Annotated in this window: 8 protein-coding genes and 2 pseudogenes; 2 read left to right on the top strand and 8 right to left on the bottom strand. The window is 60.0% G+C overall.

What is annotated here, in order from left to right; all coding sequences use genetic code 11:
• The first annotated feature begins 125 nt into the window (after positions 1–125).
• Positions 126–1,400 (top strand): peroxiredoxin family protein, encoded by a 1,275-nt coding sequence (locus RBB80_RS25700; protein WP_433965119.1) that lies wholly within the window; start codon positions 126–128, stop codon positions 1,398–1,400.
• A 364-nt stretch (positions 1,401–1,764) separates the two neighbouring features.
• Here the strand turns inward: RBB80_RS25700 and RBB80_RS25695 are convergent, their stop codons facing one another.
• From RBB80_RS25695 to RBB80_RS25675, 5 genes and pseudogenes are all read right to left on the bottom strand, one after another.
• Positions 1,765–2,700 (bottom strand): proline dehydrogenase family protein, encoded by a 936-nt coding sequence (locus RBB80_RS25695; RefSeq protein WP_433965118.1) that lies wholly within the window; start codon positions 2,698–2,700, stop codon positions 1,765–1,767.
• 227 nt (positions 2,701–2,927) lie between these two features.
• Positions 2,928–3,470 (bottom strand): hypothetical protein, encoded by a 543-nt coding sequence (locus RBB80_RS25690; RefSeq protein WP_433965117.1) that lies wholly within the window; start codon positions 3,468–3,470, stop codon positions 2,928–2,930.
• 189 nt (positions 3,471–3,659) lie between these two features.
• Positions 3,660–4,496: a hypothetical protein gene (locus RBB80_RS25685; protein WP_433969871.1), complete on the bottom strand. Its 837-nt coding sequence runs from the start codon at positions 4,494–4,496 to the stop codon at positions 3,660–3,662.
• A gap of 240 nt (positions 4,497–4,736) precedes the next feature.
• A pseudogene (locus RBB80_RS25680) lies at positions 4,737–6,877 on the bottom strand (DNA polymerase III subunit alpha); the annotation flags it as partial.
• Positions 6,870–8,378, bottom strand: coding sequence for a DNA polymerase Y family protein (locus RBB80_RS25675; protein ID WP_433965116.1), 1,509 nt, complete (start codon positions 8,376–8,378; stop codon positions 6,870–6,872). The pseudogene RBB80_RS25680 and the gene RBB80_RS25675, both read right to left, overlap by 8 nt.
• 121 nt (positions 8,379–8,499) lie before the next feature.
• On the opposite strand from RBB80_RS25675, the gene RBB80_RS25670 reads away from it, so the two are divergent.
• Positions 8,500–8,742, top strand: a complete 243-nt coding sequence (locus RBB80_RS25670; RefSeq protein ID WP_433965115.1) for a hypothetical protein — start codon at positions 8,500–8,502, stop codon at positions 8,740–8,742.
• An 8-nt stretch (positions 8,743–8,750) separates the two neighbouring features.
• On the opposite strand, the gene RBB80_RS25665 is transcribed toward RBB80_RS25670, so the two are convergent.
• The 3 genes and pseudogenes from RBB80_RS25665 to RBB80_RS25655 all read right to left on the bottom strand — a co-directional run bounded on the left by RBB80_RS25665 (position 8,751) and on the right by RBB80_RS25655 (position 12,316).
• Positions 8,751–9,413 carry an ATPase domain-containing protein gene (locus tag RBB80_RS25665; protein ID WP_433965114.1) on the bottom strand — a complete coding sequence of 221 codons (663 nt, stop codon included), beginning with the start codon at positions 9,411–9,413 and terminating at the stop codon, positions 8,751–8,753.
• A gap of 167 nt (positions 9,414–9,580) precedes the next feature.
• Positions 9,581–11,127, bottom strand: a pseudogene (locus tag RBB80_RS25660) (amidase).
• Positions 11,128–11,746: 619 nt separating this feature from the next.
• The gene (locus tag RBB80_RS25655) at positions 11,747–12,316 is read right to left on the bottom strand and encodes a hypothetical protein (protein WP_433965113.1); all 570 of its coding nucleotides are present in this window, start codon (positions 12,314–12,316) and stop codon (positions 11,747–11,749) included.
• Positions 12,317–12,475: the final 159 nt, after the last annotated feature.

Genomic DNA, 12,475 nt, shown 5'->3' with positions numbered 1-12,475 from the left:
ACGCAGCACAGCTTCTGTTGTTGTCGCCGCTCCCCGCTGGCCTGACACACGTGCCCGGGTCTGCCGCTCAGGCCGACTCTCTTTTTTGTCTCCCCCATAAATCGTAAGAAGAATCGAGATCTTTCATGAAGCTCTTTGCCAGCCTTCTTCTGGTCGCTGCCTCTGCCTTTGCTCAGGCTTCAAAGCAAGGCACAATCACCGGTCCCTGGGTAGGCGATGCTACCGTCCACGGGCAGCAGGTTCCGGTTCGCCTCGAGATTGCCGGCAGTGGCAAGAATCTTCAGGCCGCTCTACTCAACGGTCCGCAACTCAATGGTCCGCAGCTCAATAATCCAGACCACAGCCCCGCGTCCAGCGTCACCTATGTCGGCAATCATCTGCTGGTCACGTTCAACTACTACGCTCGAACGCTCGACGCGACCGTAGCGGACGGGCATCTGACGGGAACCTTCGGCACCAGTGCCACGCGCTATCCCGTCAACCTGACGCTTCACGGCTCTACCGGCGTGGACACCAAAGCGGACGGCCCGCCCATCCCCGGAGATTGGGAGGTAGAGGTTAAATCCTCCAAGGGCGAGTCGGCGTGGCAGCTTCGCATCGAACCCTCGGCTCACTCCGATCAGGTCAAGGCAGTCATCCAGCGCATCGACGGCGATACCGGCTCTCTCTACGGAGGCTGGACGGGGCACGAGTACCTGATCGGGCACTTCACCGCCGCTGGCCCCGCGCTCTACAGCGTCACTCCGCAATCCGACGGAACATTACTGGTGTCCAATAAACTGCGGGCGGATGTGAACGAGCAGCAGAACCTCGTCGCTCGCAGACCGGCACAGGCGCGGGCGGCGGCGCTTCCCGGCATGACCGATCCGACGCAGCAGACGACGGTGAAAGACCCGTCCGCTCGTTTTGCCTTCAGCTTCCCGGATCTCAATGGCAAGCTCGTCTCCAATACCGATCCGCAGTTCGATGGGAAGGTCGTCATCGTTGCGATTGGCGGGTCCTGGTGCCCGAACTGCCACGATGAAGCGCCTCTGCTGGAGAGCCTCTACAAGCAGTTTCACAGCCGCGGACTGGAGGTTGTGAACCTCTCGTTTGAAGAGGCGGATCAGTTGAAAGATCCGACCCGGCTACGCGCCTTCATTGAGAAGTACGGGCTTACCTACACGGTTCTAGTAGCGGGAGAGACCGAGCAGTTGAATGAAAAAATCCCGCAGGGTGTGAACCTGAACTGCTGGCCCACCTCGTTCTTCCTGGGACGCGATGGGCGGGTGAGGGAGGTCCATGCAGGCTTTGCCGGACCGGCGAATCCGCCGGCGCACGAGGCTTTGGTGAAGGAGACGACAGAACTCGTGGAGAAGCTGCTTGCCGAACCCGTGCCGACCCAGTCCGCGTCGCGCTGAGCAAAAAATAAAGTTCAAAAACGTGGCGTGTTTTTCGTTGTTGAAAAACCACCTTCAACCCGCCACGTTTCACCACCCATCCACCACGTTCTCACCATCAAAAAACCACGTCCAGCCACCCACTTTTTCCAAAACACCCCTCAAAAACCCCAGCAAAACAAATAAAGTCCCGCGTCCAACCACCGCCAAACTTTTTTTGGATAAAAACGGATCCTCAGGCCGCCGACCCTCCCCTCCCACACCGCGATCCCAGGTTGACTGTCCTGCCGGACGGGCCCACTCCGCGTGGAGCGGTCACTTCGTGACTTGTATACCGGTCCTGGCCGGATGATCTGCGTACTCCTCCCGCTGGTCGGGAGAGAGGCTAGTTTTTGAAGAAGTTTTTGGCGAGGAAGATTACGTTGGCGGGACGTTCGGCGAGGCGGCGCATGAAGTAGGGGTACCACTCGGGCCCGAAGGGAACGTAGACGCGGACGCCGAAGCCTTCGGCGGCGAGACGGCGCTGCAGGTCGCGGCGGACGCCGTAGAGCATCTGAAACTCGAAGGCGGCTTTGTCGATGTTGTGCTCGCGAACGAAGGTTCGCATCTGCTCTACGATGACTTCGTCGTGAGTAGCAATGCCGCAGAAGACGCCTTTGCCGGTCGCTGGGTTAGAGAAGGAGACCATGCGCTTCATAAGTTTGACGTAGTTGGCGTCGACGTCGGACTTGGCGGGGAAGGCGATCTCAGGGCCTTCTTTGTAGGCTCCCTTGCAGAGGCGGATGCGGATGCCTTCGTTGAGGAGGCGTTCAGTGTCGGCTTCGGTGCGGAAGAGGTAAGCCTGGAGGACGGTGCCGACGGAGCCGGGAAACTTTGCGGTAAGGTGCTCGGTCATGGCGATGGTGGCTTCGGTGTAGGGCGAGCCTTCCATGTCGATGCGGACGAAGGATCCGACGCGGGCGGCGTGCTCGACCATCTCGCCTACGATGCGCTCAGCGAGGGCTGGATCGAAGTCCATGCCGACCTGCGAAAGCTTGACGCTGACGTTGGCGTTGAGGCCGCGTGCGTGGATGGCGTCGAGGAGCTCGTGGTAGATGTCGGCGGACTTGCGGGCTTCGGCTTCCGTGGTGACGCTCTCGCCGAGGGAGTCGAGGCTGACGGCGATGCCTTCCTTGTTGACGCGTTGGCAGGCGGCGAGGGCTTCTTCGACCGACATGCCGGCGACGAAGCGGCCGGACATCTTCTTTCCTACGGTAGAGCGCTCTGAGAAGGAGCGCAGAGACTTGTTTTGAGAGAGAGCAATGAAAGCAGATCGCAGCAAACGTAGTACCCCTGAATTCGCCAATTGGCGCGAACTCTATTGTTTCACGGGATGAGTGCGAAGGGCGAGGCGGGGGTGGTGCCTCTGTGGCTTCGGGAGAGGGTCGTCTATTCGGAGGGATGAAGGGGCTGCTCGCCCCAATGGTCGGAGTGGATTGGCTTAAAGTTCTGCCAGTCTTTGAGGCCACCGGTGGACTTTACCTTCGGCGTACCGGGCGCCAGGTAAATTCAGTTGTCCATTCTTATGAGGTATCTGCTTTCGCGCAGATGTTGGTGGAGGTCGGCGAGATGAGAGAGGTATTGATTGAATCCCGTGGCTACGCTTTTCATCATCTTCTCCCTTTTTCCGACGGCTGCCATGAGATAGCACTCTTTGCCCATGGCGGAGTAGAAGTTGATGTTGTGGCGGTGCTTGTTCTGGGTTTGAAAGAATCCAGCGTAGAGAAGAATGTGCGCGCCGGCTGACTCCATCCAGAGCGGATTTTTTGCGCTGGTGAGCTGTCGCATCATAAGCTCGGCGATCTGGGTGAGGTCCGCGAACTGACGGAACTCGTGATCGCCCGGGTTGTAGTCAGGAGAGAGGAGTTCGGTTCGATCGACTGACTGCAGGCAGAAATGACCTAGCACGCTTGCGAGGTAGACGCCGGTCGAGTCGGAGATCTGGGACCACTGCTCACTTCCTATGGCTTCGTGGAGATGGGAGGCCCAGAAGTTCAGAGCACGCTCTTCGGTGACCCCATACAGCTCGTCAAAGTAGTTGGCAGATGACATATCCGAACCCCCGGCCCTAGGTTTGCGAACAGTGTGTCCTTGTTATCGGCTATCTCTCTGGCGCGGAGAGTATTTAATTGGTTAGACGTAATCAACTAATTACCTCCTCCAATATTTATTTGGTTTTTGGCGGCAGCTTGATATCGATGGCTGGGCTGTGTGTTATTTGCGCGGAGGGCTTGGAGAAATCTAGTGAAAGTCGTGCGAGTGGAGCTCGAGGGCGCTGTCTGTGAGGGCCGTCAGGCGAAGGGCTTTTACGTGGATGACTCCATCCTGATTCTGGAGGGGGCCCTCTGCCATGAGGAATTTACTGCGCGTGACCAGGAGGCGCTCGCGGTCGTAGAGATCGGGTGTGACGATGACGTTGGCGATTCCGGTTTCGTCTTCCATGGAGAGGAAGATGAATCCCTTTGCGGTGCCGGGGCGCTGTCTGGCGATGATGCATCCGGCGGTGCGGACGTGCTGGCCGTCGTGACAGGACTTTAGTTCTGCTGCGGAGAGGATGTGTTGACGTCGGAGATCGGGACGGCGATAGTGCATCGGGTGTCTGCCAACTGTGAGGCCGGTGCCTGCGTAGTCGGCGATGAGGCGTTCCTCTGTGTTCATCTGCTGAAGGGGGCGAGTGGCGAAGTCTTCCTGGAGGGATGCGCGGTCCTGGCGAAGGAGCGGGCCCTCGAGCTTGCCGGCGCGCTCTACCTGCCAGAGCGCATCGCGGCGATGCTCGATTTGGTCGAGGTTGTTGAGGGCTCCAATGCGGGCGAGGAGAGTCAGCTCCTTTCGGTTGAGCGAGGGGATGCGTAAGGCGAGATCTTCTGCGGAGAGGAATGGACCGTCGTGCGTTCTGGCTGCGGCGATGGCTTCACCGGCTTGTTTGCGCAGGCCTTTTGCGTAACCCAGGCCCATCCGTAGAGAGAGCGATCCGTCGGCTTCGTGTTCTATGGTGCAGGGCCAGTTTGAGATTTGAATGTCGATGGGCTTTACGCGGAGGCCGTGGCGTTGAGCATCTTTGACCAAAACGGCTGGCATGTAGAAGCCCATGGGTTGGTTGTTGAGGATGGCGCAGGTGAAGGCGGCGAGGTACTTCACTTTGAAGTAGGCGGAGGCGTAGGCGATGAGGGCGAAGCTGGCGGCGTGTGACTCGGGAAAACCGTAGAGCGCGAAGGATCTGATGTTTTCGATGATGGTGGATTGGGTTTTGGCGTCGATGTTGTTGGCGGTCATTCCGGCGCGAAGGTTGGCTTCGAGTTTGTTCATGCGCTCCCAGGAGCGGCGCATGCCGACGGCGCGGCGGAGTTCTTCTGCTTCAGCGCCGGTGAAGTTGGCGACTGTCATGGCCATGCGGAGGAGCTGCTCTTGAAAGAGGGGCACGCCCAAGGTGCGCTTGAGCACATCGACTAAGGAGGGATGCGGGTAGGTGACTGCTTCTTTTTCTGGCGGCGGCGCATGTAGGGATGCATCATTTTGCCGACGATGGGGCCGGGGCGGATGATGGCTACCTGCACGACGATGTCGTAAAACTTTTCGGGTTTATTTCTTGGCAGGGAGGCCATCTGAGCGCGGCTTTCGACCTGAAACATGCCGACGGTGTCTGCTTGCTGGAGTGTTTTGTAGACGTCTTCGTCTTCGGGTAGCTGGGCAAGGTCTACCTGGTCGCCGTAGTGTTGCGGGATGAGTTCGAGGCAGTCTTTGAGGACGGCCATCATGCCGAGTCCGAGCAGATCGACCTTGATGATGTGGAGGTCGGCGCAATCTTCTTTGTCCCATTGAACGACGGTGCGGCCGGGCATGGAGGCGCGCTCGAGCGGGACGACACGGTTGAGTTGACCCTGGCAGATGACCATTCCCCCTGAGTGCTGGCCGAGGTGGCGCGGAAGGTTTTGCAGTCGCATGGAGAGCTCGAGATATTTGGCGATGCGCGGATGGGTGAGGTCAAGGCCGGCGTGGTGGAAGGAGTGGGCCATGGTGTCGGTTTTGCCGCGCCACTCCCACTGGCTGACGAGGCTGGAGAGGCGACCGAGTGACTCCTGATCGAAGCCCATGGCTTTGCCTACTTCGCGGGCTGCGGATTTGCCGCGGTAGGTGATGACGTTGGCGGTCATGGCGGCGCCGAGTTCGCCGTAGCGTTGATAGACGTACTGGATTGCCTGTTCGCGCTTGTCTTCGGAGGGGAGGTCGAGGTCGATATCGGGCCATTCGCCGCGGTTCTCGCTAAGGAAGCGCTCGAAGAGGAGCTCCATTCCTACGGGGTCGATGGCAGTGATTTCGAGGGCGTAACAGACGGCGGAGTTAGCGGCGCTGCCTCGTCCTTGAATGAGAATGCCGTTTCGTTTGCAGAAATTGACTATGTCCCAGACGATGAGGAAGTATCCGGCGAAGCCTAACTTTGCGATGAGAGTGAGTTCGTGCTCGACCTGTTTCTTTGCGCGTTCGAGCAGGTCGCGATTATTTTTTGGGCCGTAACGGCGGAGGACTCCTTCTGCGACGCGCTTCTTCAGGAAGCTGTCCATGGTGTCGCCGTCGGGGACGGAGTACTCAGGGAATTTGTAACCGAGGTCGTCTAGTTCGAAGTTGAGGCGCGAGGAGAGTTCTGCAGTGTTATCGACTGCGTTCGGGATGTCGCGGAAGAGGGCTGACATCTCGCGGGCTGTGCGGAGATGGCGCTGGCTGTTGAGAGCGAGGAGACGGCCGGCGTGGTCGAGGTCGGTGTGATGACGGATGGCGGTGAAGAGGTCAAGGATCTCGCGGTCGTAGGCCGTGGCGTAGCGGACGCCATTGGTTGCCAGGACGGGCAGGTTGAGAGAGTTTGCGATGCGGATTGCGGCTTGATTGCGCCACTCGCCGTCGCGCTCCCGATGGCGTTGGAGTTCTACGTAGATGTTTTGTTTGCCGAAGATGCTTACGAGTTTTTCTACGGATCTGCGGCCGGCTTCTTCGCCCCCGGCGGTGAGCGCTGCCGCGAGTGGGCCTTCGTCGCCACCTGTCAGGCAGACCAGACCTGTGGCATATTGCTGGAGGTCCTGGTCTCTGGCCGCGCCTTCGCACTTGGTGCGTTCTCTCATCTTGAACTGGGTGGTGAGCTGGCAGAGATTCTGGTAGCCGGTGCGAGATTCGCAGAGCAGAGACAGACGCGAGGGCTCTGCGATGTGCTGGTGGGGGAGCCATGCGGGTGGCGTGAGACGGGAGGGGAAGTTGGAGACTGCGATCTCTGCTCCTACGTGGGCCTGAACTCCGTTGAGCTTTGCGCTGGTGTGGAAGCGGGCGGAGCCGTAGACGCCGTTGCGGTCGAGCAGCGCCATGGCCGGCATCTCCAGTTCGACGGCGCGCTTGATGAGTTGCTCGGGATCAGAGGCGGCTTCGAGGAAGCTGAAGGCGCTGGCTGCGTGCAGCTCGATGTAACGGCTAGTCATAGAGCGCCGCCATCTGCCAGCAGTTTTGGGTCAGGTTCCGGATAAGGCAGCAGCAGAGCAGAGTGCCGTCGTGGGAACGAGCGATGAGATCCCATTGTTCGCGGCCCCAGAGGGTGGGTGCCCACCAGTCGCCACCGGTGAGCCAGGGGCCATAGGCTTGTTCGACGGTGTATTGCCGGTCGCGAAAGAAGAATGCTTTGGGTTGCCGGCCGCTGAGGGTGACGGTCAGGTTCTCAGGTGGGCGAAGCTGCCGCATGGCTACGCGTGTTCGGATCGGGGGAACCTGTGTGCTTGATCCGGAAGAGACAGTAAAGGGCTCTACGGTGAAACCTTCGGGCTGCTGTGTGTCTTTGAGCACGGCGCGGCCTACGCAATCTTCTCCGACGATGGCGCGAATGCGAGCCAGCGTAACGTCGAGGCGCATCGGTTCGGGCAGCTGAGGGGAGAATAAGCCGAGCTGTACTTTGCTGGTGGTGCCGGGCTCGGCTGCGAGTGTGAGGGCGAGGATTGCGGCCTGTGGAGGATGTGCTTCGAGGTCGAGATGAAGGAGCTTGATCCACAGCTGGCGGTTGTTTGTTGGCAGGGCGGGCCTGACGGTGCGGGTGTGCGAGGTGCCGCCTTCGAGCGAGAGCGTGGTGGTGACTGAGGCAAGAGCAAGTACGCGTGCCGTTGCCCGCAGGATAAGCTGCTCGAGTAAGACGCCTACTACGAAGAGAAGGGAGTCGAGCAGTTCTACGGGCGTATCGAGCTCCATGTGCTCTTCGAGTGTGAAGGGAGCTTCGAGTGGAACGAACAGGTGTTTGAGTTCACCGCGTGCGAGGAGGCGGAGGCGCCTGCCCTCCTGTCCCATTCGCGCGATGAGGGCTTTCTCGGGTAGAGATGCCAGCATCCCGAGAGTGTGGATGCCCCATAGAGAGAATGTTTCGGCGAGTTTTTCTGGAAGATCGAGGACTGTGAGCGGCAGCTGGGCGAGGGCCTGGCTCTCTTGTCCGGAAGGAATCTCGGCTAGCTGATTGGACATGCCACGCGCGAGACAGATGGAGCTGTGGAAGTTGCTGGCTATGGCGAGGCGGGCGGTAATGCCCAATGATTTCGCCTGCTGCAGCAGAGTCGTTCCCATCTTTGAGGGAGAGCCCAGAAGTCTCTCGGTTCCGGCGATGTCGATGACGAGGAGAAGAGAGGTGTCATCGCTGCGATCTTCGAGCCGAGGAGAGAATGAGCCTGCGCACTCGAGCATGGCCGTCCTGGCTGCGTGTTCCTCTGCCTGCGAGCGCGGCAGTACCGAGACTGAGGGGAAGGTATCGATCTCGACCTTCGTCATGCCGTGAGCCACGCCGAGAGTACGTGCCTTCGAGTTGAGGGAGCAGACTTGCTGGAGCGGCGCTTCGCCTTTCATAACGGCGAATGGCCGCTCGCGGAGTTGTGGACGTAGACGCAGCATGGCCTGAGCGGGAAACTCTTTGGCGTAGAGACAGGCGTATAGCTCCGCTGAGTTTTTCATCGTTGGCCTGCCCATTCGGTTCGGCTGTGCCAAGTGGCGCTTCGGTCGCTTTGTGGCTGCTTGCGCAGGGGATGACGTTGGAGGGAGTCGGGGCGAAACGTTCGCGCGATACTTCGACACGATGCTCGATGCCGGTGAAGAGGGTTGGTTCGTCGTGAAGCGCGGTGGTGGGGTGCAGGCGGAGAACGAGGCCTGCGCTGCTCTTTGCGCAGGCATGCTGGGTGAGGAGGAGAATGCTTGCCTGGCTTCGCTCTGCAGCAGCACGATAACGGAACCATGTTGCGAGGGGGATGCGGGAGGCGAACTCGGGAGCAATGCTGCCCAGGTCCAGCACGATTGCGCTGAACCCGCCTGCTTGAAGTAAGAGGTCGGTTACGCGCAATGCCTGGTCGATTTTTGACCATGGCTTTGCTGAAGGGAATGTTTTTTTGTGCTTCGGATCGATTGCGGCGGGTTTGGTTGGAAGATCTCTTTTTCGATTTTTACTCTGGGTTGTGGCTCCGCACAGCGTGGTGCAACTGCCTCGGGCCGCAACAGTCCACCGACAGCGGTGGAGAGCCCTTTCGCTTCGCCGCGTGGATGTGGGCCAAATCCTCCACCGTGCAGGCCTTTCTTTGCAGGTGGAGCGATCAGATATCTCTCGGGAAGCGAGAAGCTGCTTTGCGAGGATGGTGTCGCGCTGATTGGATTTGTAACTCCGCAACGCACCCAGAGGAGCCGATCCAGGTCCATCCCTATGGCTGCTGCCGATTCGGGAGACAGAGCGTTTGAGACGTCGATCCAGGCGCATACTTTGGCTGCCTGCGTCATTTGAGCGATGAACGAGAGCGCGAAGGATGTGCGGCCTGAACACTCGGATCCGACGATCTCTGTGATGGCTCCTAGAGGAAGTCCACCTTCGAGCAGCTCGTCGACCGGGCGGATGCCGGTAGCTGCAACTGGGCGAATGGTCCGCGGGGCCGGGGTGAGGGCAGAGGGGATTCGTCGGGCTAGAGAGGTTTCGATCTGGAGACGTAAGGCGGCGGCGGTCGGCATGTCTTCGCCTTATATTCGCCTATCACCTACCTGGTGTGTCAACTCCTCCTTTTGCACCGGGTTTAGTGCTGTTCGTGGCTTTAGCGTTGATAGATAGAGAGTTAGGTTCGGGTACCCGAATTGCGGCGGTACCTAATTCTCTTCAAATTATCGTTGGTAACTACTGGTTAGAAGCCGGGTGGGTTTTCGTGGGCTACGTTGAAGTGGCGCTCGAGGGCGAGGCCGGCGCGGGCGATGGTGCCCTCGTCGAAGAGGCGGCCAATGAGGGTGACACCGTGTGGGACTCGGCGGGCGGGGCTGAATTTGGGGAGGGGTTTGGCGGGGTCGGGCGCCCAGTCACTGCGGGCCTCGGAGACTTCGACGAAGCCGGCGCGGAGGGTGAGGGAGGGATGGCCGGTGAAGTTGGTGATGGTGAGGATCTCGTCGCGGAGGGAGGGGACTAGGAGGAGGTCGACTTCGGACATGATGCGGGCCATCTCGACGGCGACCATGCGGCGGAGGCGGTCGGCCTGGACGTAGTCGACGGCGGAGAGGAAGCGGGACTGGCGGAAGGTGTTGGGCCAGGCGTCGGGGACCTGCGCTTTTAGCTGGTCGAGTTGATGATTGAGGGTGATCTCTTCGAAGGCGGCGGCGGCTTCGGCGAAGAGGATGAGGTCGAGGTTGTCGTAGGGCCAGTCGGGGAGGGTGACTTCGACGGGCGTCATGCCGAGGGTGGTGATGGCGGCGAGGGCGGCGCGGTCTACATCGGTGGCGGGGGCTTCTTTCATCCACTGAGGGAAGTAGCCGACCTTTAGATTTTTATGGGGGCTTGCGCGTCGAAGTCGAGCTTGCTGGGGATGCAGGCTACGTCTTTGCCGTCGGGGCCGGTGATGGCGTTGAGGACGAGCATGGTGTCTTCGACGCTGCGAGCCATGGGGCCTAGTTTGTCGAGGGACCAGCAGAGGGTCATGGCTCCGGTGCGGGGGACGCGGCCGTAGGTGGGGCGGAGGCCTGTGACTCCGCAGCGCATGGAGGGAGAGACGATGCTGCCTCCGGTCTCAGAGCCGATGGCGAAGGCTACGAGGCCAGCGGCGGTGGCTGCGCCGGGGCCTGCGCTACTGCCCGAGGAGCCCTCTTCGAGGAGCCAGGGGTTCATGGTCTGTCCGCCGAACCAGACGTCGTTGAGGGCTAGAGCGCCGAGGGAGAGCTTGGCGATGAGGACGGCTCCGGCGGCGTTGAGGCGCTCGGTGACGGTGGCGTCTGCGGTGGGGATGCGATGCTCGAAGGGCTCGGCGCCCCAGGTGGTGGCGATGTTGGCGGTGTCGAGGAGGTCTTTCGCGCCCCAGGGGATGCCGTGGAGTGGTCCGCGATAGTGGCCGGCGGCGATCTCTGCGTCTGCGGCTCTGGCTTGCGCGAGGGCGTGGTCTCGGGTGAGCGTTATGACGCAGTTGATCTTGGGGTTTAGCTGCTCGATGCGTTTGAGGTAGATCTCGGTGAGGCGGGTGCTGGTGAGTTTGCGGGTCTCGATCCAGCGGGAGAGCTGGTGGACGGGGGCGAAGGCGATGGCTTCGTCGGTGGTGGGAAGCGGTGTGTCGGGTTGCGTGCGGAGGAACTCGTTTTTTGCGGGGAGGGCGGGCTGGTCGGGGAGGATGGAGTTGATGAGGGAGTAGGGCGCGGTGCCGTCGGGGATGGGTACTTTGCGGGGGCCGGTGCGGCGTTCGTAGAGGGGAGCCATCGCAGCGCGCCAGTTGCCGGCCGCCTGGGCACGGTCTTTTTCAGAGAGAGGGAACTGGACGAGCTTTTCAGCTTCGGCGAAGGTGGCGGGGGAGACCTCGGGGCCTACCGAGGGTGATGTGCCGAAGGCTGGTGGGGCGCCGGGAGTGGTTGGGGTGGAGGGGGTTTGAGCGAGGGTGGTGGAGGCGGCGGAGGCTAGCAGTGTGAGAGTGCTTTGGGTCAGGAATTCGCGGCGGGATTTCGACATTGGTTCCTCTGGGGAGGATTGTAGCGGGAGAGTCGGGAGAAGATGTCATTTCGATTGTGGACTCACGATGAGATCGTGAGACGCTTGGGTCAAGAGGAGGACTTTTTGCGATGGAAGATGGAGAAAGAGCCACCGCAGATTCCTTCGCTTCGCTGCGGAATGACAAACAAAAGGGCATGCAACGGCAAAATGGCTACCGCAGATTCCTTTGCTTCGCTGCGGAATGACAACAAAAATCAGCAGCCAAAAGACAAACAAAAAAGTAGCAGCCATCGACTAGCAAAGACGTAGCAGCCAACAATCAACCGACAATGGTGCGCGACAAGAGACGATAGTGGCGGCAATAAGAAACTGATGTGGTGATGATCTTGGGCTAGTCGGGGACCTGCCAGCCCACGGGGCTTTGGGCGAGGGTGATGGTGTCGGTGGCCTGGCTGGTGGTGGCGCGAGCCATGGCGGGGAAGGCGGCCTGGACGTCGTGGCTTTCTGCCCAGACGGGGACTTCTTTCATCGTGTAGCTGTAGGTGATGGTGGTCTCTTTGAAGCCGTTGGCGACTGCGACCGGGGTGAAGCTGTTGATGCTGGTGACCTCGCGGTGGCCGTAGCAGAAGCGCGGGGCGTATCGGGTTCCGGCTGGGGCGACTGTGTAGCGGCTGACATGAATGCTGGTCTCGACGGATTTCTCGAGAAGAAGATTTTTGACGAGGGTGTCCATCTGCTTTGTTTTTTCAGGGTCGCTGGTCTCGAAGGGAAAGCGTGTGTCGGTGAAGAGGCACTCGGGATGGTCGAGATAGTGGTTGTTGATGCCGGTGGTGAAGTTGGCAGGGGTCGCGGCGGCTTTACCGGTGTTGTTGCATCCCGTAAAGACGAGAGGGGCAATAGTTAGGAGGCTAAGTGCGGCGGCGAATGTGGTTGAGGCTGGCTTTCTTTGAACGATTTTCATCGCTTCTCCTGTCAGTTTTACTAGTTGGATGCAGTTGGGGAGGATGAGAGAGTTGTGGAGTGTTTGTAACTGCGAGTGGTTCAGGTTTTTCTGATGTGTCAGCGACGAGTCTGCGTATGTCTATCAAAAATGGGATAAAAGAGAGCGGAGGAGAGCGCC

The sequence above is a fragment of the Tunturiibacter gelidiferens genome (assembly GCF_051013345.1).
Taxonomy (GTDB): domain Bacteria; phylum Acidobacteriota; class Terriglobia; order Terriglobales; family Acidobacteriaceae; genus Edaphobacter; species Edaphobacter gelidiferens_A.
The sequence above is the reverse complement of the archived record's forward strand: the minus strand, read 5'-3'. Positions and strand labels throughout refer to the sequence as shown.

Bases quoted from the DNA above. Each gene is read 5' to 3' on its own strand.
- RBB80_RS25665 (WP_433965114.1), bottom strand. From the start codon at position 9,413: ATGCCGACCGCCGCCGCCTTACGTCTCCAGATCGAAACCTCTCTAGCC.
- RBB80_RS25670 (WP_433965115.1), top strand. From the start codon at position 8,500: ATGCTCGATGCCGGTGAAGAGGGTTGGTTCGTCGTGAAGCGCGGTGGT.
- RBB80_RS25655 (WP_433965113.1), bottom strand. From the start codon at position 12,316: ATGAAAATCGTTCAAAGAAAGCCAGCCTCAACCACATTCGCCGCCGCA.
- RBB80_RS25690 (WP_433965117.1), bottom strand. From the start codon at position 3,470: ATGTCATCTGCCAACTACTTTGACGAGCTGTATGGGGTCACCGAAGAG.
- RBB80_RS25700 (WP_433965119.1), top strand. From the start codon at position 126: ATGAAGCTCTTTGCCAGCCTTCTTCTGGTCGCTGCCTCTGCCTTTGCT.
- RBB80_RS25675 (WP_433965116.1), bottom strand. From the start codon at position 8,378: ATGAAAAACTCAGCGGAGCTATACGCCTGTCTCTACGCCAAAGAGTTT.
- RBB80_RS25685 (WP_433969871.1), bottom strand. From the start codon at position 4,496: ATGCCAGCCGTTTTGGTCAAAGATGCTCAACGCCACGGCCTCCGCGTA.